Genomic DNA, 25,270 nt, shown 5'->3' on the forward strand with positions numbered 1-25,270 from the left:
CTCAGGTACGCAGGCGCTCGATCCCCTGCGCCAGTGCGACATAGAGCTTGCCCATGTCGGACGAGAGCAACGTAACGCCCAGAGCGTTACCGTCACGGGTCGAAAGCAACTGGCGCAGCATGGATTCGAAATCGTGGATGTAGCGGTTCACATGCTCGCGGAACTCGCTCTCAGCTTCGTAATGCGCCTGTACCGCCTTGGCCTCGGCACTTTCCAGCAGCGACACGGCGCGGCGGGTGAAGATGCCGCGGTCCCCGCGCAAGTACGATGCCCAAGCGGTTTCCGAAACATCCGTCGACAGCGCCTTGGCAATGTCGATGGCGGACGAGTTCAGCGATTCCGTGATCAGGGCCGCGCGACGGGCAAAGTCGTTATCGACCTTCTCCTCTGCCTTCTCGCGAACGCGATCGACCCGCGCCTCAAGATTGCCGGCCAGTTCATCGACCTTCGCCAACTGGTCACGCATCTGGATTGCGGTGTCGCGACTTGCTGCCGCTGCGGCATCGATGGCTTCCTCAAGACGCCCCACAAGTTCGGCCGCGCGCCCCTGAAGCACCCTCGCGATCGCGGCACTGCTCTGTTCGCCAAGCCTTTCGGCGAGGCTTTCGATTTCACCCGCAGTGCTGACGCGCAGGTCTTCACCAGCCTTGGTTGCAGCCTCGTTCAAGCCGCCAATTGCTCCTGACAGTCGGCTCTCGATATCCTGTGACAGTGCATCGCTTTCGGCGCGCACCCCGGCCAGCACGTCGCGCAGAGCCGAAAGTTGCTGCTCATGCTCTGCCGCCTGCTCGGACAGGGTCTTTTGCGCCTTCTGCAATTCCTTGATCGTGCTCGAAACTTCACTGCGAGCAGAACCAACCGTCTCGGCAAGGCTGCGCCCGCCATCGCCTGCTTCGCGCAAGGTATCGCGCAAGGTGAACACGCGATCCTCCAGACCCTTCAGCCCGGCTTCAGTACTGCGCAGGGCTTCCGGAATCTGGGTGCGCGTGTGGTCGCCACCGGCCTGGATCAGCTCGAGAAGCCGCACAGCAGAATCGGTCAATTCGCCGATCTGCAAGTCCGTGCCGGAAAGCGCGTGGCGCATTTCACCCAGTCGCGCGGTGAGATCGGCCATTGCCTTGTCAACCTGCGACGCTGTCTGTGCGCCTTGTTCGCCAGAGTTGCGAAGGACTTCGGAGAAGGCATTGACCTTGCCTCCGATTTCCTCACATCTGGAAGCAAGCTTCTCAGCCTCGACAATTTGCGTGCTGCGCTGCGCCTCGATCGCCTGATCAAGCTCGGCCAGCTTTGACGCCAAACCTTCGGCGGCAGAAGCGGCGGCGCGCTCCATCGCAGAGCGACGCTCGGCAACGGCCTCGTCGATTTCGGCAAGACGGTTTTCGAGAGCCGCGCGCTGTTCCGCGGCGCCAGCTTCGGCAGAGGCGCGCCTGCGCGCCAGTTGTTCGTCAAGATCGCGGCCCTGGATTTCGAGCATTGCCGTGAGCGAACGCGCGGCCTCCTCAAAGCGTGCCAGGCGTCCCGCCGAGTCCGCGATAAGTCCCTCGTGCGCCTCGCCGAGTTGGACGAGAGTTTCCTTGAGTGATGCCGCATGGGCATCGCTGCGCTTCCGCCAAGCCGCAAGCGCAGCCTCTTCCGCCTCGGCAGCCATTGCCGCCTGATCGACGCTGCGCTGCGTCAGGGCATCAAAGCGATTTTCGGCCAGAAGGCCGAGGTCTTCGGAAGCCTTGGCAAATCCCTCCAGCGCGCTCTCGACCCGGTCACGAAACGACACGACCTGCCGTTCACTGGCAAGGCCGAACTCGTTGAGGCGCTGAAAGCCCGAGACCAGCTCTTCAAGCTGCAGATGCGCGGTGCGTCCGGCATTGCCGATGTTGTTGGTCACGTCCTTGGCGGCATTGGCAATGACCGGCAATTGCCCCCGCAGCTTCTCCATGTTGTCGAGAGCGGCCGCTGAAACTTCAGCGATCCTGTCGATCTGCGTGCCGTTCCGGCTGATCAGCCCATCCAGCTGCGAGGCACTGCCCGAAAGCCGATCGACCGCAACCCGGCCCAACGATTCAAGATCGCGGCCTTGCGCGGCCATGAAGTCGCGGGCGAGCGCCAGTTCGGTGTTGATCGAAACAAGGCGCCGCTCAAGGTAAGCCGATTCGTTCGACAGCAGGCGTGCCGCCTCGGCGAAGCGGGCCGCTTCCCGCCGGCTTGTACGCATGACTACGAGCAGCAGAACAAGCACCAGCAAGACGGGCACGCTCCATTGCGTCAACCACCATGCCCATTGCTCTGCAGACGCGGGCGTTGGCTGTGCAAGGATCACAACCCAAACGAAGAATGCCGTCCAACCAGCAATCGCACCGCCAGCCAGCACAAGCGCGGGCCAGGATTTCTTGAGCGCAGGGATTTCTGCGCTATCCCAGTCGCTTGCCGATGCTTTCTCAAGGAAAGCTGGAGGCATATATGCCAGCTCGGCATCCTCAGACGCAGTTGGCCCGGCCATGCTTGCCTCACCGGCGTCCTCATTGGCGCCATCGATCGGAATGATCCGTCTTCCCCCGTTCATGACGCTGTCATATCACGATTTCGATCCATCCATAAACCCCGCCTTAACGCTTCGGCCCGTAGCGGTTTCATATGGCCTACGAAGGCGCCTCCCTTGATGCGAACCTTGCCGCTGCTGCCGGGCACGATCCCGAACTCGTGCGCGAATTGCGTGCGGCATTCATCGAAAGTGCCGAACGGCAGGTGGATCTGCTCGGCCGCGCTCGCTGCGATGGGAACTGGCACGTTGCAGCCTTGCGGTTGAAAGGTCTTGCGGCAAGCTTTCATGCCGAAGGCCTGATCGAACTTGCCGAGGAAGCGCTGGACGGCGCGCCCGGTGATCCGGCGATCCTTCGTCGCCTGCACCAGATGCTGGCCGATCTGGCGATAGACGCCTAATCCCCGACGCTACAGCGGTCCGCCTTGGCACGACCGTCGCCAGTCCCTACGATGGTGCGACAGGAGGCAATTCTTGCGGGTCGCAGTTCTTTCCCTGATTGAAACTTCCCATCCGGCACAGGCTGCGGGTGTGCCGGCAACGGTGCCTGCAGGACTTCGCGGGTATCTGCCGATCGGCGGACGTTCGCTGCTGCGCCATCAGATCGGGTTGGCCCTCTCGCTGGGCGCAAAGCGCGTCGTCGTGATGGCAGAGGGGATCAGCGGCGAGCTGGTCGCGCTCCAGCACGTTGTCGAGGCTGGCGGAGCCCAGTTTCATGTCGTGGCAACAGCGCGTGCACTTGTGCCCTTGCTTGCTCCTGAAGACGATGTGATCGTCGTGGGCGATGGCCTGATTGCCATGCCCGACGTGTTTCGGGATCTTATCGAGGCAGGTCCGTGCGTTCTCACGCTTCCGGCAGAAAACGCCTTGCCGCTCGGTTTCGAGCGCATCGATATCAACCATGCATTCGCCGGAGCAATGCGCTTCCAGGGACGGATCGCGGCTGGCCTTGCCGATTTGCCGCCCGAATGGAACGCGCAATCGGCGCTGCTGCGCCTCGCCGTACAGGCCCGCTTGCCATTGCGCGGCGTGTCTGCGGCCATGCTGGGTGATGGCCGTTGGACCATGGTCCGCAGCGAACAGGAAGCCCACACCGCAGAACGTCAGTGGCTGAGGCTGCATACTGCTAGCGGTGGATCGGCAGTAGGTTCTCCAGGGGTGCTGCTGGCCATGGCCTTTGTCCGCAGGTTCGGGCCGGCCATGCTTCATGCAGGAACCCGGCCTGCGCTGATCGGACTTGCTGCCGGGATACTGGGACTGCTCGGTCTAGGGCTTGGCTGGCTTGGCAATGCCGCCACGGGTTTTCTGCTGATCGGACTGTCCTGGCTGGTGGAGCGCGTGGCCAGTCTGATGGGGCAGGTGGAGCGTGATTCGCTCCTCGCCTCGGGCCTTGAGCGCAGGACCGTGGCCCTGTTCCATCTTCTCGTCGATGCTGGACTGATAGCGCTTGCCGCTTGGCGCAGCGAACTGCCTTACACCAGCGCAATTCCTTTTGGGCTCAATTGGTTCGCCCCGATTCTGCTTATCGGTGGAGCGCGCCTTGTGCGCCTTGCCCTGCCGCGTTTCCCCCGATCCGCCTGGCTGGAAGACCGATTGGCCTTCGGCCTTGTGCTCGCCATCGCCAGCATCACGCTGCCATTCGATGCAGCGATCGGCGTTGCGGTTCTGACGCTCCTTGGCACGTGCCTGCTGCTGCTCCAGTTCGGGACAACGCCGCCAACCGACAGATCGCCTAACCCGCAGTTAACCAGTCGGCCGTAAGAGCGACTTATGGCACTGACCGTACCTTTCCCCCCCGATCCCGGCGCGATCGAGGCGCTTCTGCGCGATGACCTGGTTCATGCCGATCAGGTCATGGTCCACATGGGGCCAATTCTCCGGCATCTTCTCCAGAACGACGATAACTCGATCTTCAGCGACGAGATCATCGCCCGCGTCCGAGGCATGCTGTCAGATATTGCCAGACAGCTTGTGCAGGCGGTTGGTGAAGCTGCCGGTCACGACAATTCTGCCGCCTGGGCGCGAGAGGCAGGCGATGGCCTGGCGGATTTGCTCGCCGGCAATCAGGCCCTGCTGAATCATCTGCACATGCTTGCGGTCGAGTGGCAACTTACCGAGAAGATGCAGGGCAGGCTGGGACTCGATCCCGTGCTCACCCCGCTTCTTCAAGACATCATTGCGTCGCGCGATCCCGATCTGGCCGCGCGTGGGATGAATTTGCTCGCCGCGCAGGCGCGATTCGGACAGTTGATGCGGCGCATGCAGATTCCACTTTCGGAACTGCCCGGCGATCTTCACCATATCGCTCTGATGACCATGCAGGCCTACGTTGCAGATGATCCGTCCGGACTGGCTGCTGCCGGCGCGGCGGAAAGTGCATTGCGCCAGCAACGCGTAGCCGCAGCATCGCGTCTGGAGCTACTCGACCACGTCATTCGGCAATTGGCAGGTGATTCGGCCCGGGGGCTGCAAATCGACTCCGCCGGGATTGCGCTTTTCCTGTCGAGCCTCGCCTCGGGGGCCGGAATGTCGCGCGAAATGGCGATCATGTGCACGACCGAGAGCCAGATGGCGCGATTGGCGCTTGCACTGTCGGCCGCAGGTGCTGACCGCACGAATCTGGTCACCACTTTCTCAGCCCTGCATCCGCAAACCAGCCTGCCAGAGGGCATTGATCAGCTCGTGCCCGATGCCGCAGCAGCGATGCTGGCCTCTTCCTTGATGCGCCGTGAGGCGTTCGGATAATGATCGGCCGATGAGGGCGCACCAGTGACCACCGCAGGCGTGATCCGCGCCCGCTGCGACAGCGCAGACCGGTTGGTCGAGTCCGATGAGACCCTGGCGGCGCTGCAGATACGGCTCGGCGGCGCATACCCCGGTGTGATCGCGCTGCCGGGTCTGTTGGCGCTGGTGCGCCGTGCGCGATTGGCGGGGGCTCCGCTATCCGCAGCCATGACCGTGACCGACGAAGGGCAACCGCTCTCGTTTTCGGCGCGCGCCATTCCCGATGGGTCCGGCACAAGGATCGAGATCAGCGACTGGAAAGTCGCCGCGGATGCCTGGCAGGGCGATGAAGCGGCAGCGACCGACGAAGCACTTATCCGACAGTTGGCCGAAGCACACATTGTTCTGGACGCCGAGCAGCGCATCGTCTCGGGTTCCGCCACGGCACGCGATCTTGTCGACCTGGCATCGAGCCTGCAGCAAGGCTTTGGCAGATACTGGACCGATCTCGTAACGCTTGAGGGCAGCGCGCACCGCCAACCTCTGCACTGGCGATTGCTCGACGAAGCCCAGGTGGCCGTGCCCGGCTCGTCCCGTGTGTGGAAAACGCGTATTCTGCCGTTGCGAGCAGGCGGGTTCGAACTGCTTCTGGTGGCGGAGTCCGTGCTAGCGGAAGCCCCGAGCATGACGGTTTCGGCTGTGCCGGAACCCCTTGCACATCCAGACTGGAAGGGCCTGCTGGGGCGCAAGCTGGCGCCGGCACTGCGTTTGCCGATCAACCGGATTGTCGCCAACGCCGAAACCATCCGGACACGCCTCGCCGGTCCCTTGGCTGAACAGTACGTAGGGTATGCCGGGGATATTGCGGAAGCCGGACGGCACCTGCTGTCGTTGGTCGAAGACCTGGCCGATCTTGAGACGGTGGAAGACGAAGGGTTTTCGCCTGCTTCCGATCACATCGATCTTGTCGATTGTGCCCGGCGTGCAGCAGGCATCCTGGGCGTCCGGGCGCAGGAACGACGCATTGCCTTCTTGCTCCCCGCGCTCGATGTGGCAGCGCCGGCCATCGCGGAATTCCGCCGCGTGCTGCAGATCCTCCTCAACCTCATCGGCAACGCCGTGAGATATTCGCCGGAAGATACCCGGATCGAGGTCGAATGCGGTATCGATGGCGAGTTCGCCTGGATCACCGTGCAGGATCAGGGGCAGGGCATTGCCCGGGATCAGGCCGAGAAGGTTTTCGAGAAGTTCGAGCGGCTCGGTCGCAGTGGCGATGGAGGAAGCGGACTGGGCCTCTATATCTCGCGCAGACTGGCGCGAGCGATGGGCGGGGATCTCACTGTCCAGCAGGCGCCAAAGGGCGGCGCGAAATTCGTGCTGTTGCTGCCGGCTGACAGAGCCGCGCAGGCGAGCGCAGCGGGCTGACGCTCAGCGACGTCGCGATGCGCGCCAGATCGCGATGGCGCCGATCAACATCAACCCCGCGCCGATATAGGCCCATTGCGTCTGGGCAAGCATGAAGCTCGATGAAGGCCACATGATCAGGCCCAACCCTTGGCCGACCCACAGGCCGCCCATCAAAAGGGCGACGATGCCGAAAATCCTGAGAACCATCGTCATCGTCGCCCTCCTCTGTCGTTCAATCGATCAGCGGTCGCTCAGCGGAATGTAATCGCGCTCGTTAGGACCAGTGTAGAGCTGGCGAGGACGCCCGATCTTCTGGCCAGGATCGCTGATCATTTCGTTCCACTGCGCCACCCAGCCGACGGTGCGAGCGAGGGCGAAGAGCACGGTGAACATCGTGGTCGGGAAGCCGATCGCCGAGAGGATGATACCCGAATAGAAGTCGACGTTCGGGAACAGCTTCTTCTCTGCGAAGTACGGATCGCTGAGCGCGATTTCCTCGAGGCGAAGGGCGGTCTCGAACAGCGGATCGTTGACCTTCAGCGCGTCGAACACTTCGCGCACGGTCTGCTGCATCACCGTCGCACGCGGATCGTAGTTCTTGTAGACGCGGTGACCGAAGCCCATCAGGCGGAACGGATCGTTCTTGTCCTTGGCGCGATCAATGTAGTGCTGGATGCGATCGGGGGTGCCGATCTCCTTGAGCATGTTGAGCGCTGCTTCGTTTGCGCCGCCATGCGCCGGGCCCCACAGGCAGGCGATGCCCGCTGCGATGCACGCGAACGGATTTGCGCCCGAGGAACCGGCCAGACGCACGGTCGAGGTCGAGGCGTTCTGCTCGTGATCGGCATGGAGGATGAAGATGCGGTCCATCGCCTTTTCGACGGCGGGGATAACTTCGTACTCTTCAGCCGGGACGCCGAAGGTCATCTTCAGGAAGTTGCCGGTGTAGGACAGCTTGTTGTCCGGATAGACGAAGGGCTGGCCGACGGAATACTTGTAGGCCATCGCCGCGATCGTCGGCATCTTGGCGATCAGGCGGTGCGAACTGATCTTGCGATGCGTCGGGTCAGCAATGTCGGTGCTGTCGTGATAGAATGCCGAAAGCGCGCCGACGACGCCGCACATGATCGCCATCGGGTGCGCATCGCGACGGAAGCCGCGATAGAACGTGGCGAGCTGCTCGTGCAACATGGTGTGGCGGGTGATCGTGCGGCTGAAGTCCGCAAGTTCCTGCTGGCTCGGCAGTTCGCCGTTGAGCAGCAGGTAGCTCACTTCCATGAACGACGAGTGCTCGGCCAGTTGGCCGATCGGGTAACCGCGGTGCAGCAGCACGCCTTCATCACCGTCGATGTAGGTGATCGCGCTGTCGCAGCTCGCAGTCGAAGTGAAGCCCGGGTCATAGGTGAACATGCCCGTCTGGCCATAGAGCTTGCGGATGTCGATGACGTCCGGCCCGATGGTGCCGCTCTTGATCGGCATGTCCACGCTGTTGCCGCCTGCGGTCAAAGAAGCCTGGTTTTCGCTCACGCCTAAGCCCTCCTGTTTCTTCTGTCTTTACGTTCTATGCCCGGGTTCAAGCCAACTGATCGCGGATACGCGCCAGCGACTCGTCCTTGCCGAGCAGTGCCAATACGTCGAATATTCCCGGCGAGGTAGTCTGTCCCGTCAGGCTCGCGCGCAACGGTTGGGCAATTTTGCCCAAGCCTATCCCAAGCTCCTCGGCCATTTGTTTCAAAGTGGCCTCCAGTCCCTCGATTGTCCAGCCGTTTTCAGCGTCGAGCGCAGCCACCACTTTGGCCAGTATCGCGCGCGAATCGTCGGTCAGCAGTGCCGCAGCCTTTTCCGCCATGGGCAGGGGACGCTGTGCAAACAGGAACACCGACGAAGCTGCCAGCTCATTGAGGTCGGCAGCGCGCACCTTGAGCACCGGCATCGCGCGGGTCAGCAGGTCCATGCCCGCTGCGCCATCGAAGCCCGGCTCCAGCACAGCCAGACGCGGTGCGACCAGCCCGGCGAGCCGTGCGTCGTCAGCCTCACGGATGTAGTGGCCGTTGAGGTTCAGCAGCTTCTTGAGATCAAAGCGCGATGCGCCCTTGTTGACGTTGCCGATGTCGAACCATTCCACCGCCTGGTCGCGGCTGATGATCTCCTCATCGCCATGACCCCAGCCGAGACGCAGCAGGTAATTGAACACCGCTTCAGGCAGCAGGCCCATCTCGTCGCGATAGGCATCGATGCCCAGCGCGCCATGACGCTTCGACAGCTTCGCGCCATCGGCCCCGTGAATCAGGGGGATATGTGCGTAGATCGGATCGGGCCAACCGCTCTCGATCTCGTTCATCGCACGGACAATCACGAGCTGGCGGAAGGCGTTGTTGATGTGATCGTCGCCGCGGATCACGTGCGTGACGCCCATGTCATGATCGTCGACCACGACCGCGAGCATGTAAGTCGGCGTGCCGTCCGAGCGCAGCACGATGAAGTCGTCGAGCTCGCTGTTCTGGACGGTGATCGAGCCCTGCACGCGGTCAGGAATCGTCGTCTCGCCCTCACGCGGGGCCTTCATGCGCACCACGTACGACTGGTCTACCGGCCACTGATCCGGCGTCGCATCGCGCCATTCGCTGTCAATGCGGAAGGGGCGGCGCTCGGCCTGTGCCTTCTCGCGACGTGTCGCAAGTTCTTCCTGCGTCAGATAGCAGCGGTAGGCGTGTCCGGCCTCCAGCATTTGGTGCGCCACCTGCGCGTGCCGTTCCGAGCGTGCAAACTGGAACACCGGCTCCTCGTCTCCGCCCAGACCCAGCCAGTTCAGCCCGTCGAAAATGGCTTCGATCGCCGCATCGGTCGACCGCGCACGGTCGGTGTCCTCGATCCGCAGCAGATACTTGCCGCCGTTGTGGCGAGCATAAAGCCAGTTGAACAGCGCCGTACGCGCGCCGCCAATGTGCAGGAACCCGGTGGGCGAAGGGGCGAAACGGGTGACGACCGGGGCGTCGCCGGGCGATCCTGCAGAAACGGTGTCAGTGGCGCTTGCCATCGGCCGCGCTTTCCTTTGCTTTGAATGTCATGGCGTCTCCGGCTGCAGATCGGCCAGCGGCAGACTATCCCGCCGCCGAACCGGTCCCTGAACCGGGTGAACGCGCGCGGCATTGGGACATCCGCGCGCGATTGTCCAGCATGCTTGATGGTCGGATCGACGCGGCAGAGCGCTTCCTCGATGCACACCCGTTCGAACGCGGGCTCTGGCTGGTGGTCGCCTTTGCCGCGGGCATTGTCCTGTGGGTGGCACTCCCCTCCCGCCCTGACTGGATCGCCGCACTGCTGGCACTCGGGGCAATCGCCATCCTCGGCTTGCTGACGGTCAATGCCGAGACGCGGCCCCACCTGCGCCTTGCTGTGGCAGGCGTGGCGATCATGGTGGCTGCGGGCGAGGTCACGATATGGACTCGCTCCACGCTTGTCGGCCAGCCAGGCATAGCAAGGCCGCAGGTTTCCGCTCTTTCAGGAGTAGTTCTGGAGCGAAGGGAAGAGCCGGCCAAAGCGCGCGCCCGCCTTGTCCTGCGCGTGGCGCTGGAGGCTTTGCCCGATCCTGTCCGCGTGCGGGTCAACCTGCCGTATGACAAGGATCCGGGCGAAGTGACGGAAGGCGCCCGGATCGCCCTGCGCGCCCGGCTCATGCCACCGGCGGCTCCCATGCTTCCGGGGGCGTACGATTTTGCTCGCAGGGCATGGTTTGATGGCCTTGCCGCGACGGGAACGGTGCTTGGCGATGTGCGGGTAATCGCAAGGTCGGATCGTGATACGACACTGCGCAGCCTGCAGAGGTCGCTGGCCGAGCACGTCCGCGCCCGGTTGGGCGGATCTTCAGGGACAATCGCCGCCGCATTTGCCAGCGGAGACCGCGGGGCGATCGCGACTGCTGATGAAGACGCCATGCGCGATGCGGGCCTGACGCACCTCCTGTCGATCAGCGGCCTGCATGTCAGCGCCCTGGTCGGGGCCGTTTACTGGCTGGTCGCGCGCCTGCTCGCGCTTGTTCCCTGGGTCGCACTCAGGATTCGGGTGCCTCTCGCGGCCGCCTTTGCAGGCGCCCTCGCAGGACTTGGCTATACCTTGCTGACCGGGGCGGAAGTGCCCACCATCCGGTCGTGCATCGGGGCATTGCTTGTTCTTGGCGCGCTGGCCTTGGGACGCGATCCCCTGTCGATGCGCATGGTGGCCGTGGGCGGCTTTATTGTCATGCTGTTCTGGCCCGATGCGGTCCTCGGCCCCAGCTTCCAGATGAGCTTTGCCGCCGTGATCGCGATCATCGCCTTTCATTCGGCAGGCCCCGTTCGCTCGTTCCTTGCCGGTGAACACCACGGGCCGGTCGTCCGCGCCGCTCGTAGCCTGATGATGTTGCTGGCCACCGGTGTGGTCATCGAACTCGCGCTCATGCCGATAGGCCTGTTCCATTTCCATCGCGCTGGCGTCTATGGCTCGCTCGCCAATGTCATCGCCATTCCGCTGACCACTTTCGTGACCATGCCACTGATAGGCATGGCCCTGCTGCTTGATCTGACGGGGCTTGGCGGACCGGTGTGGTGGCTTGTCGGCAAGTCGCTCGATCTGCTCCTGGCGCTGGCACACTTCGTGGCGTCGCAACCCGGAGCCGTCACGGCAATGCCTCCGTTCGAAGCGTGGAGCTACGTTCTGTTTGTCGGCGGCATGCTGTGGCTTGCGCTCTGGGCGGGCAAGGTGCGCCTTCTTGGCGTCCTGCCGGCCGGACTCGCGGTGACGGCCATGGTGCTGACCCCCACGCCCGATCTGCTGATCACGGGCGATGGACACCATGTCGGGATCGCAAACGAAGGTCCGGACCTGATTGTCCTGCGCATTGGCCGGGGCGATTACATGCGGGACAACCTGCTCGAACTGGCCGGTATGGAGGGCAACCTCCGCCGCCTTGATGAATGGCCAGGCGCCCGCTGCAATGACGATTTCTGCGCGGCCGTCGTGCAACGGGGCGATCGGCGCTTCACGCTCCTGATGGCCCGCAGCCGCAATTACATTGACGACATGGCACTTGCCGCAGCCTGCGAGCGGGCCGACATCGTCATCGCCGATCGACGCCTTCCTGCATCGTGCCGCCCCCGCATGCTCAAGGCAGATCGGTCCTACCTTGCCCAAACGGGCGGCATATCCGTTGATCTTGCCTCAGGCCGAACTCGCACCGTTGCGGAAACGCAAGGCCAGCATGGATGGTATCGCTGGCCGGAGCCCCATTTACGATCCCATGACATGCAACGCCGCGATGCCATTCGCACAGCGCCGGGATGGCAGAACTTAGTTGGAGAGGCACCGGCGCCGTCGGCTCAAGAGCGATAGGCATGGTCAATGCCGACCCGGGATTCATCGCGCACCGAGGCGTCTGATTTCCGCCGATCCTGAGAGTGGAGGATAGGGAGTTCGTCGTTCCGTCCGCAAGCGCCGGAAGCAGAACTGACGCTGCCGCGGAGGCTGCCTCAATCACACTGGGAGAGGCTGGCCGGGCGAGCCTGAGCGTCGACCGGCCAAATTCATCAGGGCAGGTCCCAGCGTACCGAACCTGAATAGCTTCCCACCGTCGGCATGCCGTCGCTGCCAAGCGCCGGGACGAACCGTGCTCGCGCGCTGACCTTCATGCATGTGGCGGCATCAAGGTCTGGCGATCCGCTCGAACTGGTTATCTCGCACCCCGTCACGCGCCCATCCACACCGATCGAAAGACGAAAACGGGTCAATCCTTCCCGTTCTTCCCTGATCGCGGCGGAGGGATAGTCGCGGTCCGAGACCCAGGAACCTGGCGATACCTTTGGCGATGCCGTGCGCACGGCGAAGCTGGGCGAGGGAGAAGGGCGAGGTTCGGGCAGGATGCCGGGAGCAGGTTCGACCGGCGTGATCGGCGTGATCTCGATATCGCGGACCGTGCTTGAAGGATCGGCGGGCGTGATGGCAATATCGGGACGTGGGGCAACCAGCGAACGGTTGTCCGGCTTGGGCGAGGGCTTCACGTCAGGGGGCGGAACAACCGGGGTTACCTTGACCTCTTCGTCTTCCCATTGCTTGGCGGGAAGACGGTCGGTCAGGATTGTGACCATGCTGTTGGCGAAACCTGAAGCGATCGCCCAGATCGCCACGCCATGAAGCAGTCCGACCGCGATGAAGGTCTGTGTCTGCCTGCGTCTCGTATTTTCGATTGCATAAGCCATTGGCAACACCTCTTCCGTTGCCGACGCCCCATGTTCTGGCGGGCCGTCCCGGAAAGGGGCGCCCCGTAGCGGGGCATTCGGTAACGGTGGATACTATACCTCTGCGGGGAGTAGCTCCAGAGAAATCTCAACCAAATCGATTGATATTTGCCATAACACGCTCTGACGGAAAAGGCCGCCGCGCAATTTCTGCGCGGCGGCCTTGCAATTCCAACGCAGGTCTGCCGAACAGGCAGAGCGCTGCTTGAACCGTCGTCAGTGATAGCGCCGCAGCAAACCCGCCAGCTTGCCCTGTACCGCAACCTCTTCGGGGCGATAGAACTGAGGATCGTACGCCGCGTTGGCGGGATCAAGGCGGATCATGCCCTTTTCACGATGCAGGTACTTGAGAGTCGCCTCTTCACCCCGCACCAGCGCAACGACGATCTCGCCATCACGGGCCACATCGGTCTTGCGGACCAGCGCGTAGTCTCCATCGAAGATGCCAGCTTCAACCATCGAGTCGCCAGAGACTTCAAGCGCATAGTGCTCACCAGCGCCGAGCAGGGCGGCAGGGACAGGCAACGTCGCTGCTGTTTCCATTGCCTCGATCGGCACACCTGCCGCGATCTTGCCGTGCAGTGGCAGTTCGATGACGTCGTTGGCAGGCGCCGGCGACGCCGCCTTGGCTGCAGTGCGGAGCGGTGTAATCACGGAATTGGTGTTTGCCGCTTCGCGCGCCGCCGCCGGCTTGCTTGCTGCACTGTCAGGCTGCTTCAGAACTTCGAGAGCGCGGGCGCGATTGGGCAGGCGGCGGATGAAGCCACGCTCTTCCAAGGCAGAGATCAGGCGGTGAACGCCAGACTTCGACTTGAGATCGAGCGCTTCCTTCATTTCCTCGAACGAGGGGGAGATCCCCGAACCCTCCAGGCGAGTCTGGATGAAGGTGAGCAGTTCGTGCTGCTTGCGCGTCAACATCGGCGGCCACTCCGCATTGCGCAGCTTCAAAGCAAAGCCGCTGATCTTTCATGGACCGGGGCGGGATGTTCCACACCGGCGAACGAATGCGGAACGGATAAGCAACCTTCAACGACTCGTCAAGCAATTCCGCCATTTTCGAGCAGGTAGACCGGAACATCCATTCCAGCTTGTCTGGCCTCCGCGCCTGCTTCCCGCACAACCAGCGCGTTTGCCCGCGAAAGCGGCGAGAGTGCTCCGGAATCCTGGAGCGGGTCGAGCCTGACCGACGCACCGTCCCAGACCGCGCGCAGGAACTCCATCCTGCTTCCGCCCCGTGCCAGCGGCTGCGCAAGCCTGGCTGGAATGGCTTTCGGCAAAGGCGCGCTGGCCCCGAGCATCGCCCGCAGCAGGGGGAGCATGAACAGGTAGGCCGTGACGAAGGCGGAGGCAGGATTGCCGGGCAGGCCGAGAATGATCTGTTCCCCGCGCGTGGCTACCAGCAGCGGCTTGCCCGGCTTGATGCCGACCCGCCAGAAGTCGATCGATGCGCCAACCGCTTCGAGCGCAGGGCGAACGAGGTCATGATCCCCCACCGACGCCCCGCCGCTGGTGACGATGATGTCGGAAGTGTCGGCTGCATCCAGCGCGCGAACCAGTTCATCGAGTTCATCCGCCACCGGACCGGCATGGCGAATCTGGACCGGCAGGGAAGCGGCCATCGCGCAAAGCATCGGGCCATTGCTGGCGGGAAGCTGGTGCAGGTCAGGCAGGTGGCCCGGAGGCACCAGCTCGTCGCCACTGTCGATGACGGTCAGGCTGACGCGGCGGCGCACGGGGAGATGGCTGTGGCCGCCGGCAATGGTGAGCGCGATCTGTGCAGGGCCGATGCGAGTGCCGGCAGCGATCAGGGTCTCTTGCGAACTGAAGTCCATGCCGGCGGGGCGCACATGGCGCGAAGGTGGCTGCGGTGGCTCGCCGGTCAGGCGCAGCTCGGCGCCCTCGCGGGCGCTGTCTTCCTGAAGCAGCACCATGTCCGCGCCTGAGGGCAGCATTGCCCCGGTGCTGATGCGGGTGGCTTCACCGGGGCCGACCTGCCCGGAGAAGGGGTGTCCGGCCGCGCTCTCGCCGATCACGCGCCATGGCCCCGGAAGATCGGCGCTGCGCAGGGCATAGCCGTCCATCGCCGACAGGGCTGCTGCTGGCTGCGTGCGCCGGGCGTGGAGGTCCTCGGCGAGGTAGTGGCCGAGGCATTCGGTGACCGAGCGATGCTCGACGGGCAGCGAAGGGGCCAGCGCGAGCAACCGGCTCTGCGCTTCGGCGAGCGGAAGGGGCGGCGCTTTCATTCCGGAGCGCGCCAGGTTCCGGACTTGCCGCCGCGCTTCTCGATCAGGCGGACGCTTTCGATCACCATGCCTTTGTCGAGGGCCTTTGCCATGTCGTAGATCGTCAGCAGCGCAAGGCTCACGGCGGTCAGCGCTTCCATCTCGACGCCGGTGCGGCCGCTGAGCGAGGCGGTTGCGGTGCATTCAATGCCGTCGGCTGCGAAAGCGAAGTCGACGTTGACGGCATCGAGCGCAAGCGGGTGGCACAGCGGGATCAAGTCGCCGGTCTTCTTCGCCGCCATGATCCCGGCAATGCGGGCGGGGCCGAGTACGTCGCCCTTTGGTGCATTGCCGCTGCGGATCGCTTCGAGCGTGGCGGCCGACATGCGGATCAAGCCCCGCGCAATCGCCACGCGATGCGTCTCGGTCTTGCCGCCGACGTCGACCATGCGGGCGGTGCCGGACGAATCGAGATGGGAAAGATCGTTCATCGTTCTCCCTGGAATCCTGAATGGGGGTTTACGGGGTTTACACTGTCCAGAGAGAACTGCGGAAAGGGGTTTCGGGCGTAGCTGTGGCGCGGTTTTGCGGGGCGTTCAAGGTGCTTTGCGGGCGAGTGCAACCATGGCGAAATCACGCAGTGTAGGAAAGCATTTCGATCCGATGTGGTGGCTTGTTGGGAAATCATTAGGCTTCATCCGCAATAGTCATTGGATGATTACTGAAGTGACCAAGAAGCGCGTGGCCATCATGATTGATGGAGAAAATTTGCCAGCGAGCGTTTTGCCGAAGATCGAGAGAGTTGCAATGGCGCTCGGCGATATTCAGGTGCGCCGGGTCTACGGAAACTTTGCTTCTGGCGCGCATTCTGAATGGATAGTCCACGCTCAAAACCATCCACTAGACGTGAGGCAGGTGACGCCCTCGAAGCATGGCAAAAATGCAACGGACATAACCTTGGCCGTAGAGGCGGTTGAAATCATGCTGCGCAAGGGGTTCGAGTGCTTGTGCATCGCGTCTGGAGACCGCGACTTCCAGCCTCTGGTCAGTTTTATCCGCTCAGAGGGCCGTGAGGTTCACGGTTTCGGCAGTGATGCTGCGGACCAGAAGCTGCGGAATAGTTGCACAAAATATCATGTTGTTCTTGCAGCAAGTAAGTCATCTGCGAATTCTTCAAAGGTTGGAACCAAGGTCAAAGCGACGCCCACCAAGCCAGAAGAAGCCCGCAATTTGCCAAGAACAGACGACGCGCACTGGTCCAAAGTCCGTGAAGCGCTGAGCGCGATCGCAAAGCAGCGGGAATGGGTCCCATTACCTGAACTCGCAACCGTTCTGGGCCAAGCGAAGCTGCAACCTGCTACATTCGGATCGAAAAGCTGGTTGCAGGTTTTCAAGAAGGACAGCCGCTTCGTCGTGGAAAAGATTGCGGGCTCAACGCAATCGCAGATTCGGATCGCGGCCTGACGTCTCTTGCCGCCCAGCCAGCGCTCGCTATTGTCCCGAGTGTCAATAACGGGAGCGATGGATGCGGAAGCGCTGGGTTTTGGTGGGGGCGGCGTTGCTGGCGGGGGGCGCCGGGTTTGCCTCGCTCGACAAGGAAACGCGCGGGATCCTGCTGGCTTTGCCGACCAATGCCGACGTGCTTTCATGGCGGGAAGGGCAGCGTGATGCGGCTTTCCGGGCGATGGACCGGCTGCCGTTTCTGGCCAAGGCCAACACGATCGCGCCTTCGGCTACGGCTTTGCCGCTCCCTGCCGGCAAGCCTCTGACAGTACCGGGGCTCGATGATTTCATGGACCACCAGCGCACGGCGGGGCTGGTCATTGTGCAGGACGGCAAGGTGCGGCTCGAACGCTACGGGCTGGACTTCGATGCGAAGGGCCGCTGGACGAGCTTTTCGGTGGCGAAATCCTTCACCTCGACGTTGGTCGGCGCGGCGTTGCAGGATGGAGCAATCAAGAGCCTCGACGACAAGGTCAGCCAGTATATCCCCGGCCTCAAGGGCAGCGCCTATGATGATGTGAGCGTGCGGCAATTGTTGACGATGTCATCTGGCGTGCGCTGGAACGAGGATTACGAAGATCCGAATTCGGACGTTGCCGAGTTCAACCGCGCCAAGCCGGAAAACGGGCTCGATGCGACCGTCAGCTATATGCGCAAGCTGCCGCGTGCCCATCCGCCCGGCGAGGTGTGGCATTACAATACCGGCGAGACCAACCTGATCGGCGTGCTGGTCAGTTCGGCCACGGGCAAATCGCTCTCAGCCTATCTGCAGGAGAAGGTGTGGCAGCCGGCGGGAATGGAGGCCGAGGCGACCTGGCTGCTGGGCAAGACGGGTCTCGAAATCGGAGGATGCTGCCTGCAGGCGGCGACGCGCGACTATGCCCGCTTCGGGATGTTCGTCATGGGCGGTGGCAAGGGGCGCGATGGCAGGCAGATCGTGCCGGCGGACTGGTTTGCGCAAGCCACGTCAAAGCAAAAGGACATTGGCCGAGCGGGAAGAGGCTATGGTTTCCAGTGGTGGACCAACGACGACGGCACTTTCGCCGCCCAAGGCATTTTCGGGCAGGGCATCTTCATCGATCCCAAGCGCAAGCTGGTGATTGCCACCAACTCCGACTGGCCGCGCGCCAGTGCCGGACCGCAGCCCGAGGAACGCGAAGCCTTCTATCGCAAGGTACAGGTGTTGATCGACGCGGGCGAGTGAGCCCGGAAGGTCAGCTTGCGATCGGCAACCTGACCGTTCCGTCCTCGTCCCGCTCCAGCGGAGAATAGGCGACGACCGCGTTCAACGGCAGATCGGCGTAGATGTGCGGGAACAACTGGCCGCCGCGTGACGGCTCCCACTTTACCGCAGCGCCAAGCGCGGCGAGATCGACGGCGGCGACGTGGAGATCGTCTTGCCCGGCGAAGTGCTTCTCGACCGTCTCGGTCAACTGCGCCTCGGTCGACAGATGGATGTAGCCATCCGCCAGATCGACCGGAGCACCCTTGAACACGCCATCCGCCTCGAGCTGCGCCATCTGCGGACCGGTCAGGACCTTGTAGGCGAGGAGGGGGAGGTCAGTCATTCGGCAGTGCCGCCTTCCCGTGCCGCGGGTGCTGCGCTTTCATTGCCGTTGCTGGCCTCGGTCGCCTCGGCATCGTCGCCTTCGCCCTCGGCAAGGCGGACAGCACTGACAACGTGCTCGTCACCCGAGACGTTGAACAGGCGCACGCCTGCCGAGCCGCGACCGATCACACGCAGGGAATCGAGCGGCAGGCGGATGAGCTTGGCCTGATCGGTGACGAGCATGAGCTGGTCGGCCTGAGTTGCCGGGAAGCTGGCGACGACCGGGCCGTTGCGGCCGATGTTGTCGATATTGGTGATGCCCTGACCGCCACGGCCGGTGCGGCGGTACTCGTAAGCCGAGGACATCTTGCCATAGCCGTTGGCACAGACGGTGAGGATGAACTGCTCGCGTGCCTGAAGTTCGGCGTAGCGCTCGGCCGACAGGGCAGGTTCGCCTTCCTTCTCGCCCTTCCACGGCGCGAAGCGGACGTAGTCCTCGCGCTCGTCAGGCGTGGTGCCAACGCGGTGCAGGATCGACAGCGAGATGACCTCGTCGTCACCCTTGAGCGTCATGCCGCGAACACCAGTCGAGGTGCGGCTGGTGAATTCGCGCACTTCGTCGCCGGCAAAGCGGATGGCCTTGCCCGAACGGGTGGCGAGCAGCACGTCGTCGCTGGCTTCGAGCAGGGCGACGCCGATCAGGCGATCCTGGCTGTCCTCTTCGAACTTCATCGCGAACTTGCCGTTCGACGGGATGTTGGCGAAGGCGTCCATCGAGTTGCGGCGGACGTTGCCCTTGGCCGTGGCGAAGACGACCGAGAGCTTGCCCCATTCTGCCTCGTCCTCGGGCAGGGGCAGGACGGTGGCGATGGTCTCGTCCTTGTCGAGCGCTGGGAGCATGTTGATGACCGGACGGCCGCGCGTGGTCGGCCCGCCTTCGGGAAGACGCCAGACCTTGAGGCGATAGACCTTCCCTGCGGTCGAGAAGAACAGCACCGGCGTGTGGGTGCTGGTGACGAACATCGTCGCCACGGCATCCTCGTCCTTCGTCGCCATGCCGGAGCGGCCCTTGCCGCCACGGTTCTGGGCGCGGAAGGTGGAGAGCGGGGTGCGCTTGATATAGCCGTCAAGCGTGATGGTGACGACCATGTCCTCGCGCTCGATCAGGTCCTCGTCCTCGATCCCGTCGGCAGGCGCGGTCAATTCCGAGCGGCGCGGCGTAGCGAAGGCCTGGCGGACTTCGAGCAGTTCCTGGCGCATGACGCCGTAGAGCTTCACGCGGTCTGCCAGGATCGAGAGGTATTCCGCGATGGCGGTGGCGAGGCCTTCGAGCTCCTCGCCGATCTCGTCACGGCCCAGCGCGGTGAGGCGGTGGAGCCGCAGGTCGAGAATAGCGCGGACCTGGATTTCGGACAGGCGATAAGTGGCGGCATCGGCGACGCCAGCGTCCTCGATTGCCTCGACCAGCTTGATGTAGGGCGCGATCTCACCCATCGGCCATTCGCGGGCGAGCAGGGTCTCGCGCGCGGTGGCGGGGTTGGGCGAGCCGCGGATGATGCGCACGACTTCATCGAGGTTGGTGACGGCAATGACGAGGCCGAGCAGGATATGCGCCCGGTCACGCGCCTTGTTCAGTTCGAACTTGGTGCGGCGGGTGATGACCTCCTCGCGGAAGCGGACGAATGCCTCGATGATGTCCTTGAGGTTGAGCACTTCCGGGCGGCCGCCACGGATGGCCAGCATGTTGGCCGGGAAGCTCGACTGCGCAGGGGTGTTGCGCCAGATCTGGTTGAGGACGACTTCGGGCGTGGCATCGCGTTTGAGATCGATGACGACGCGCACGCCTTCGCGGTTGGATTCGTCGCGAATGTCGGAGATGCCCTCGATCCGCTTGTCCTTGGCTGCTTCGGCGATCTTTTCGACAAGGCCGGACTTGCCGACCTGATAGGGGATGGAGGTGAGGACGATCGAGCGGCGATCGCCCCGGCCTTCCTCGATCTGGTGGCGTGCGCGCATGATGATCGAGCCGCGGCCTTCGTGATAGGCCTTGCGGGCACCAGCGGTGCCGAGGATCAGCGGGGCAGTGGGGAAATCGGGGCCGGGGATGATCTGGATCAGCTCGTCGATCGAGATCAGCGGGTTGTCCATGTAGGCAAGGCAGCCGTCGATCACTTCGCCCAGATTATGCGGCGGAATGTTCGTGGCCATGCCGACGGCGATGCCGCCTGCGCCGTTAACCAGCAGGTTGGGGAAGCGCGCGGGCAGGACCTGCGGTTCATGCTCCGAACCATCGTAATTCGGGATGAAGTCGACCGTGTCCTTGTCAATATCGGCGAGCAGCGAATCCGCGACCTTGGCAAGGCGCGCTTCGGTGTAGCGCATCGAGGCCGGCGGATCGGGGTCCATCGAGCCGAAGTTGCCCTGACCGTCGATCAGCGGCAGGCGCATCGACCAATCCTGCGTCATGCGCGCAAGGGCGTCATAGATCGCGGCGTCACCGTGCGGGTGATATTTGCCCATGCAATCGCCGACGATACGGGCGGACTTGCGATAGGCCTTGGTCGAGACGAAGCCGTTTTCATGGCTGGTCCACAGGATGCGACGATGGACCGGCTTCAGGCCGTCGCGCACATCGGGCAGCGCGCGGCTGACGATCACGCTCATCGCGTAATCGAGATAGCTGGTCTTCATTTCGTCGACGATGTCGATCCGCTGGAACTCGCCTTCCGGGGCGGGGACTGGGGGGTCGATGATCGTGGTGTCGTCGCTCACGGGAACTGCTTTTCGTTATAGCTACAAGGGATGAAAGATGGCCCTAGGCCAATTGCCGCACGATAGCCAGCAATCGGGCTGCCGTGGTCCCTAAACGACACCGGTTTTCCACACCTGCGACCAGATGCATGAATATTGGGACGAGGCGCCATTCAAATGGCGTTCACCGTGAAAAGGATAGTGCGCAAACCGTTGCCAAGGGCCCAATTCCGCGCCACTAGCGGGATCGACCAGAGGTGAGAGGACACCGGGGTGCGAAGGTGTCGGGGCAGGGTCGCTCCCGCTGATGCATCCGGTCGAACAGGAGACGATTTCTATGCGTGCTACTTTCGGACTGATTGGCAAGACGGCGATGGCCCTCGTGCTTTCGGCCGGCGCACTGTCGGTCACGTCGACCGCGGCATTCGCCAAGGAAAAGGAAGCCAAGGCCGAGAAGGCCAGCTATTCCAAGGAATTCGTGGCTGCTGCTGGCCCGATCCAGAAGACCGTGACCGCACTTGACGAAGCCAAGAAGAAGGGCGCCGATGCCGCTGCGCAGAAGGCGCTGCTGGCCAACGCTCCGGCTGAACTCGCTGCGGCTGAGGCTGCGATCAAGACCCCGCTCGACCGCATGGCGGCCGGTGGCTGGGCCGTCAGCATCGGCGGTACGCTGAATGACATCGCAATGCGCCAGCGCGGCATCCAGAACATGCTCGACAGCGGGCAGGTTCCGGCTGCGAACGTGACCGAGTACCAGTTCTACCTCGGCAACTTCGCCTATTCGAACAAGGACTACGCTACCGCCGTCAAGGCGCTGACCCCGGTCGTTCAGGCGAACTACAAGGACGACACCGCGGCAGAGCTGCTGGCAGACTCGTACTCGCAGCAGGGCCAGAATGCCGAGGCGCTGACCGCGCTGAAGATGGCGGTCGATGCGCGCAAGGCTGCCGGTGCCGAAGTGCCGGAAGGCTGGTTCAAGCGCGCCAACCTGATTGCCTACAAGAACAAGCTCGGGCCGCAGGCGATCGAATGGTCGACGCTGATGGTCGAGAACAACCCGACCCCGCTGAACTGGCTCGGCGCCGGCCAGCTGGTGCGCGAGTTCAGCCAGTTCACCAACCAGGAATCGCTGGACCTTGGCCGTCTTTTGATGCGTTCGGGAGGGTTCCAGAACGATCCGAAGTACGTCGAGCGTGAATACGTCGAGTACATCGAAGCGGCCGACCCGCGCCGCCTGCCGGGCGAAGTGCTGAAGGTTGCCAACATGGGCGTGCAGGCTGGCGTGCTGAAGGCCAACGACGCCTTCGTGAACGATGCTATCTCGCAGGCCAAGGGCCGCATTGCTCCTGACAAGGCTTCTCTGCCGGCGCTCGACAAGGAAGCGCGCGCTGCCAAGGACGGCAAGAGCCCGATGGCCATGGCTGACGCCTATCTTTCGTATGACGAAGCCGCCAAGGCGGAAGAGTTCTACAAGATGGCGATCGAGAAGGGCGGCATCGACAAGGACCGCGCGCTGACCCGCCTCGGCATCGCGCAGCTCGACCAGGACAAGTTCGCCGACGCCAAGGCGACCTTCGCTCAGGTCGGCGGTGCCCGTGCGACGCTCGGCCGCCTGTGGCTGGCTTTCGCCAACACCCAGGCCAAATAAGCCTGAGGCTTTCTGCAAACGAAAAGGGCGGCCATCGCAGGCCGCCCTTTTTGCATGTGGAGCGGTTCCCCCGATCAGTTGACCGGAGCAAATTCTCCGCTGGGTTCGTCCAGCACGTGCAGCACGCCGTCTAAAATGGCGAAGAATGCACCACGCAGCTTGAGCTCGCCACTCGCCTCCTTGCGGCGGACGCATGGGAACGTGCGCAGGTTGGCAAGGCTGGCGCGAACGCCGGCCTGCTCCATTGCGCGCTCGGCTTCATGTCCTTCGGTCCCGAAGTGGGAGACGACGTCCTCTCGCGCATCATCGAGCAGCGAAATCCAGTCTGCCACGAAGCCGCCTTCACCGGGTTCGGTGCCCTTGAGGCTTTGCGTCAGGGCGGCCTTGCAGCCGCCGCACATGCCGTGGCCCATGACCACGACTTCCTTGACCTTCAGTACCTGAATCGCAAATTCGAGCGCCGCCGAGACGCCGTGATGGCCGGGATTGGTTTCGAACGGTGGCACCATGGCCGCGACGTTGCGCACCACGAAGATTTCGCCCGGATCGACATCGAAGATCTGCGCCGGGTCGACCCGGCTATCGGAGCAGGCAATGATCATCACCTGCGGTTCCTGGCCTTCGCGCAATTCGCGCCAGCGCTCCAGCTTCGGAGTCCAGCCGCTTTCGCGGAAGCGGCGATAGCCTGCGATGAGGCGGTCTAGTTCGGGGGAAGCCTGGGTCATGGCCTGTGCTAATGACCACATAGATTGGGTCTTTCAAGTGCTGGCGTAACGGCCTATCTGGGCGGCATGACCGAACCGGCCCAGAACCTCCGCCCCGAACGTCAGCGCAAGCCCGACTGGATCCGCGTCAAGGCTCCGACCAGCAAGGGCTATGGCGAGACCCGCGCCCTGATGCGCGAGCTTGGCCTGAACACCGTATGCGAGGAAGCGGCCTGCCCCAACATCGGCGAATGCTGGACCAAGAAGCACGCCACGGTGATGATTCTCGGCGAGGTCTGCACCCGCGCCTGTGCGTTCTGCAACGTGAAGACCGGGATGCCCCGTGCCGTCGATCCGATGGAACCGATGAACGTGGCGACGGCGGCAGCGAAGATGGGCCTGGAGCACATCGTCATCACCTCGGTCGACCGTGACGACCTGCCGGACGGCGGCGCCAGCCACTTCGTCAAGGTCATCAAGGCCCTGCGCGAACTGACGCCCAATACCACGATCGAGATTCTGACGCCTGACTTCCGCAACAAGATGGAAGCCGCCGTCGAATCGATCGTCGAGGCAGGGCCGGACGTCTATAACCACAATCTCGAAACGGTGCCGCGTCTCTATCCGACGATCCGCCCCGGCGCGCGCTACTATGCTTCGCTGCGCCTGCTCGAACAGGTCAAGCGCCACGATCCGCGCATCTTTACCAAGTCGGGCATCATGCTTGGCCTTGGCGAAGAGCGCCTCGAGGTTCACCAGGTCATGGACGACATGCGCTCGGCGCAGATCGACTTCCTGACCATGGGGCAGTATCTGCAGCCGACGCCGAAGCACGCCAAGGTGATCGACTTCGTGACGCCCAAGGCGTTCGAAGCCTATGGCTCGATCGCGCGCGCCAAGGGCTTCCTGCAGGTGGCGGCGAGCCCGTTGACCCGATCCAGCTATCATGCTGGCGATGATTTCCGGGCCATGCGCGCCGCGCGCGATGCCCAGTTGGCAAAGGCCGCTGCCAAGGTCGGACTGTAGGCCCGACTTGCCGAGGATAACCGAAACCCGCACGCTGCAATGGTCGGCCGAACAGATGTTCGACCTTGTGGCCGACGTGCGCCGTTATGCGGAGTTCCTGCCGTGGGTGGTGGCCACCCGGATCAAGTCCGACAGTGAAGGCGAGATGATCGCCGACATGCTCGTCGGCTTCAGCGCGCTGCGCGAGAAGTTCACCTCGCGCGTGGTCAAGGACCGGCCACGGTCGATCAAGGTCGAATATATCGACGGTCCGCTCAAGCGGCTCGAGAACGACTGGACCTTTCGGGATGGACCCGACGGCGGCTGCGTGATCGACTTCTGCGTCGATTTCACTTTCCGCAGCGCGATCTTCGAAAAGCTCGCCGGCCAGTATCTCGACGCGGCATTCCGCAAGATGGTCGCCGCGTTCGAGAAGAGGGCCGAACAGCTTTACGGCAGCAAGAGCTCCAGCGCGGTCAGTGTCGCCTGAAAGCGCACTTCGGCGCGCGTGCTGGCGCTGTCGAACAGCTTGAGCTCGGCATTGGTTGCTTCCGGATCTTCGCCGCGCTTGGCGCAGGCGAAGACGACGGTGCCGACCGGCTTCTGTTCCGATCCGCCATCGGGGCCAGCGACGCCGGTGATGGCTACAGCAACATCGGCACCGGACTTCTTGAGCGCGCCTTGCGCCATTGACCACGCGACCGCGATCGATACCGCACCGAACGTATCGATGAGATCTTCCGACACGCCGAGAAGCTGGTTCTTGGCCTCGTTGGAATAAGTCACGAAGCCGCGATCGAGCACTGCGGAGCTGCCAGGAACTTCGGTAAGGGCGGCCGCAACAAGGCCACCGGTGCAGCTCTCGGCGACGGCGACCTTGCGGCCGAGGGCGGCATTTTCGGCAATCACGCGACGCGCAAGATCGCCAATCTCTTCAGGAAGCAGGCTTTCCATC

The 25,270-nt window shown here is 63.3% G+C and carries 22 protein-coding genes; 10 read left to right on the forward strand and 12 right to left on the reverse strand.

What is annotated here, in order from left to right:
* Position 1: 1 nt before the first annotated feature.
* The gene (locus tag ACZ1JY_RS02735; RefSeq protein ID WP_465130279.1) at positions 2 to 2,209 is read right to left on the reverse strand and encodes a coiled-coil domain-containing protein; all 2,208 of its coding nucleotides are present in this window, start codon (positions 2,207 to 2,209) and stop codon (positions 2 to 4) included.
* A 419-nt stretch (positions 2,210 to 2,628) separates the two neighbouring features.
* Here ACZ1JY_RS02735 and ACZ1JY_RS02740 point away from each other — a divergent pair, with 419 nt between their 5' ends.
* The 4 genes from ACZ1JY_RS02740 to ACZ1JY_RS02755 all read left to right on the forward strand — a co-directional run bounded on the left by ACZ1JY_RS02740 (position 2,629) and on the right by ACZ1JY_RS02755 (position 6,682).
* Positions 2,629 to 2,934, forward strand: a complete 306-nt coding sequence (locus tag ACZ1JY_RS02740) for an Hpt domain-containing protein (protein WP_465130280.1) — start codon at positions 2,629 to 2,631, stop codon at positions 2,932 to 2,934.
* A 73-nt stretch (positions 2,935 to 3,007) separates the two neighbouring features.
* Positions 3,008 to 4,294 (forward strand): glycosyltransferase family protein, encoded by a 1,287-nt coding sequence (locus tag ACZ1JY_RS02745; protein ID WP_465130281.1) that lies wholly within the window; start codon positions 3,008 to 3,010, stop codon positions 4,292 to 4,294.
* 9 nt (positions 4,295 to 4,303) lie between these two features.
* On the forward strand, positions 4,304 to 5,278 hold the full coding sequence (locus ACZ1JY_RS02750; RefSeq protein ID WP_465130282.1) for a hypothetical protein: 975 nt from the start codon (positions 4,304 to 4,306) through the stop codon (positions 5,276 to 5,278).
* 24 nt (positions 5,279 to 5,302) lie between these two features.
* Entirely contained in the window at positions 5,303 to 6,682 is a 1,380-nt protein-coding gene (locus ACZ1JY_RS02755; protein WP_465130283.1) for a sensor histidine kinase, read from the forward strand.
* A gap of 3 nt (positions 6,683 to 6,685) precedes the next feature.
* On the opposite strand, the gene ACZ1JY_RS02760 is transcribed toward ACZ1JY_RS02755, so the two are convergent.
* From ACZ1JY_RS02760 to gltX, 3 genes are read right to left on the reverse strand one after another with little or no spacing between them, the layout of a single operon-like run.
* Positions 6,686 to 6,877, reverse strand: coding sequence for a hypothetical protein (locus ACZ1JY_RS02760; protein ID WP_118073927.1), 192 nt, complete (start codon positions 6,875 to 6,877; stop codon positions 6,686 to 6,688).
* A gap of 27 nt (positions 6,878 to 6,904) precedes the next feature.
* Positions 6,905 to 8,191 carry a citrate synthase gene (locus ACZ1JY_RS02765; RefSeq protein ID WP_168903311.1) on the reverse strand — a complete coding sequence of 429 codons (1,287 nt, stop codon included), beginning with the start codon at positions 8,189 to 8,191 and terminating at the stop codon, positions 6,905 to 6,907.
* Positions 8,192 to 8,237: 46 nt separating this feature from the next.
* Positions 8,238 to 9,701 (reverse strand): glutamate--tRNA ligase, encoded by a 1,464-nt coding sequence (gltX, locus tag ACZ1JY_RS02770; protein ID WP_465130284.1) that lies wholly within the window; start codon positions 9,699 to 9,701, stop codon positions 8,238 to 8,240.
* A 29-nt stretch (positions 9,702 to 9,730) separates the two neighbouring features.
* On the opposite strand from gltX, the gene ACZ1JY_RS02775 reads away from it, so the two are divergent.
* Positions 9,731 to 12,031 carry a ComEC/Rec2 family competence protein gene (locus ACZ1JY_RS02775; protein WP_465130285.1) on the forward strand — a complete coding sequence of 767 codons (2,301 nt, stop codon included), beginning with the start codon at positions 9,731 to 9,733 and terminating at the stop codon, positions 12,029 to 12,031.
* Between the two features lie 194 nt (positions 12,032 to 12,225).
* On the opposite strand, the gene ACZ1JY_RS02780 is transcribed toward ACZ1JY_RS02775, so the two are convergent.
* From ACZ1JY_RS02780 to moaC, 4 genes are all read right to left on the reverse strand, one after another.
* Positions 12,226 to 12,894: an energy transducer TonB gene (locus ACZ1JY_RS02780; protein ID WP_465130286.1), complete on the reverse strand. Its 669-nt coding sequence runs from the start codon at positions 12,892 to 12,894 to the stop codon at positions 12,226 to 12,228.
* Between the two features lie 255 nt (positions 12,895 to 13,149).
* Positions 13,150 to 13,851 carry a transcriptional repressor LexA gene (gene lexA, locus ACZ1JY_RS02785; RefSeq protein WP_465130287.1) on the reverse strand — a complete coding sequence of 234 codons (702 nt, stop codon included), beginning with the start codon at positions 13,849 to 13,851 and terminating at the stop codon, positions 13,150 to 13,152.
* Between the two features lie 119 nt (positions 13,852 to 13,970).
* Entirely contained in the window at positions 13,971 to 15,176 is a 1,206-nt protein-coding gene (locus tag ACZ1JY_RS02790; protein ID WP_465130288.1) for a molybdopterin molybdotransferase MoeA, read from the reverse strand.
* Positions 15,173 to 15,646: a cyclic pyranopterin monophosphate synthase MoaC gene (gene moaC / locus ACZ1JY_RS02795; RefSeq protein ID WP_118073921.1), complete on the reverse strand. Its 474-nt coding sequence runs from the start codon at positions 15,644 to 15,646 to the stop codon at positions 15,173 to 15,175. The genes ACZ1JY_RS02790 and moaC overlap by 4 nt, the downstream gene beginning before the upstream one ends.
* A gap of 133 nt (positions 15,647 to 15,779) precedes the next feature.
* On the opposite strand from moaC, the gene ACZ1JY_RS02800 reads away from it, so the two are divergent.
* On the forward strand, positions 15,780 to 16,619 hold the full coding sequence (locus ACZ1JY_RS02800; protein WP_162896057.1) for an NYN domain-containing protein: 840 nt from the start codon (positions 15,780 to 15,782) through the stop codon (positions 16,617 to 16,619).
* 61 nt (positions 16,620 to 16,680) lie between these two features.
* Positions 16,681 to 17,862, forward strand: a complete 1,182-nt coding sequence (locus tag ACZ1JY_RS02805; protein ID WP_118073920.1) for a serine hydrolase domain-containing protein — start codon at positions 16,681 to 16,683, stop codon at positions 17,860 to 17,862.
* A 10-nt stretch (positions 17,863 to 17,872) separates the two neighbouring features.
* Here ACZ1JY_RS02805 and ACZ1JY_RS02810 read toward each other — a convergent pair whose 3' ends face one another.
* Both ACZ1JY_RS02810 and gyrA read right to left on the reverse strand, forming a co-directional pair.
* The gene (locus ACZ1JY_RS02810) at positions 17,873 to 18,226 is read right to left on the reverse strand and encodes a DUF952 domain-containing protein (protein WP_118073919.1); all 354 of its coding nucleotides are present in this window, start codon (positions 18,224 to 18,226) and stop codon (positions 17,873 to 17,875) included.
* Positions 18,223 to 20,979 (reverse strand): DNA gyrase subunit A, encoded by a 2,757-nt coding sequence (gene gyrA, locus ACZ1JY_RS02815; protein ID WP_465130289.1) that lies wholly within the window; start codon positions 20,977 to 20,979, stop codon positions 18,223 to 18,225. Before gyrA ends, ACZ1JY_RS02810 begins: the two co-directional genes overlap by 4 nt.
* A 316-nt stretch (positions 20,980 to 21,295) precedes the next feature.
* On the opposite strand from gyrA, the gene ACZ1JY_RS02820 reads away from it, so the two are divergent.
* The gene (locus ACZ1JY_RS02820; RefSeq protein WP_465130290.1) at positions 21,296 to 22,606 is read left to right on the forward strand and encodes a tetratricopeptide repeat protein; all 1,311 of its coding nucleotides are present in this window, start codon (positions 21,296 to 21,298) and stop codon (positions 22,604 to 22,606) included.
* Between the two features lie 74 nt (positions 22,607 to 22,680).
* On the opposite strand, the gene ACZ1JY_RS02825 is transcribed toward ACZ1JY_RS02820, so the two are convergent.
* Positions 22,681 to 23,331, reverse strand: a complete 651-nt coding sequence (locus ACZ1JY_RS02825) for a carbonic anhydrase (protein ID WP_465130291.1) — start codon at positions 23,329 to 23,331, stop codon at positions 22,681 to 22,683.
* A gap of 66 nt (positions 23,332 to 23,397) precedes the next feature.
* On the opposite strand from ACZ1JY_RS02825, the gene lipA reads away from it, so the two are divergent.
* A complete protein-coding gene (gene lipA, locus ACZ1JY_RS02830; protein ID WP_465130292.1) occupies positions 23,398 to 24,336 on the forward strand; it encodes a lipoyl synthase in 939 nt (312 codons plus the stop codon).
* Positions 24,337 to 24,343: 7 nt separating this feature from the next.
* Positions 24,344 to 24,805, forward strand: coding sequence for a type II toxin-antitoxin system RatA family toxin (locus tag ACZ1JY_RS02835; RefSeq protein WP_465130293.1), 462 nt, complete (start codon positions 24,344 to 24,346; stop codon positions 24,803 to 24,805).
* Here the strand turns inward: ACZ1JY_RS02835 and ACZ1JY_RS02840 are convergent.
* Positions 24,766 to 25,269, reverse strand: a complete 504-nt coding sequence (locus tag ACZ1JY_RS02840) for a CinA family protein (protein ID WP_156135681.1) — start codon at positions 25,267 to 25,269, stop codon at positions 24,766 to 24,768. The genes ACZ1JY_RS02835 and ACZ1JY_RS02840 overlap by 40 nt on opposite strands.
* Position 25,270: the final 1 nt, after the last annotated feature.

This window comes from Novosphingobium sp. BL-A-41-Hi4B-X5A (assembly GCF_055521705.1).

Coding starts and splice junctions, on each gene's coding strand:
- ACZ1JY_RS02735 (WP_465130279.1), bottom strand. CDS start 2,209: ATGCGTACAAGCCGGCGGGAAGCGGCCCGCTTCGCCGAGGCGGCACGC.
- ACZ1JY_RS02740 (WP_465130280.1), top strand. CDS start 2,629: ATGGCCTACGAAGGCGCCTCCCTTGATGCGAACCTTGCCGCTGCTGCC.
- ACZ1JY_RS02750 (WP_465130282.1), top strand. CDS start 4,304: ATGGCACTGACCGTACCTTTCCCCCCCGATCCCGGCGCGATCGAGGCG.
- ACZ1JY_RS02760 (WP_118073927.1), bottom strand. CDS start 6,877: ATGACGATGGTTCTCAGGATTTTCGGCATCGTCGCCCTTTTGATGGGC.
- gltX (WP_465130284.1), bottom strand. CDS start 9,701: ATGGCAAGCGCCACTGACACCGTTTCTGCAGGATCGCCCGGCGACGCC.
- ACZ1JY_RS02775 (WP_465130285.1), top strand. CDS start 9,731: ATGGCGTCTCCGGCTGCAGATCGGCCAGCGGCAGACTATCCCGCCGCC.
- ACZ1JY_RS02780 (WP_465130286.1), bottom strand. CDS start 12,894: ATGGCTTATGCAATCGAAAATACGAGACGCAGGCAGACACAGACCTTC.
- lexA (WP_465130287.1), bottom strand. CDS start 13,851: ATGTTGACGCGCAAGCAGCACGAACTGCTCACCTTCATCCAGACTCGC.
- ACZ1JY_RS02790 (WP_465130288.1), bottom strand. CDS start 15,176: ATGAAAGCGCCGCCCCTTCCGCTCGCCGAAGCGCAGAGCCGGTTGCTC.
- moaC (WP_118073921.1), bottom strand. CDS start 15,646: ATGAACGATCTTTCCCATCTCGATTCGTCCGGCACCGCCCGCATGGTC.
- ACZ1JY_RS02800 (WP_162896057.1), top strand. CDS start 15,780: ATGGCGAAATCACGCAGTGTAGGAAAGCATTTCGATCCGATGTGGTGG.
- ACZ1JY_RS02805 (WP_118073920.1), top strand. CDS start 16,681: ATGCGGAAGCGCTGGGTTTTGGTGGGGGCGGCGTTGCTGGCGGGGGGC.
- ACZ1JY_RS02810 (WP_118073919.1), bottom strand. CDS start 18,226: ATGACTGACCTCCCCCTCCTCGCCTACAAGGTCCTGACCGGTCCGCAG.
- ACZ1JY_RS02820 (WP_465130290.1), top strand. CDS start 21,296: ATGCGTGCTACTTTCGGACTGATTGGCAAGACGGCGATGGCCCTCGTG.
- ACZ1JY_RS02825 (WP_465130291.1), bottom strand. CDS start 23,331: ATGACCCAGGCTTCCCCCGAACTAGACCGCCTCATCGCAGGCTATCGC.
- lipA (WP_465130292.1), top strand. CDS start 23,398: ATGACCGAACCGGCCCAGAACCTCCGCCCCGAACGTCAGCGCAAGCCC.
- ACZ1JY_RS02840 (WP_156135681.1), bottom strand. CDS start 25,269: ATGGAAAGCCTGCTTCCTGAAGAGATTGGCGATCTTGCGCGTCGCGTG.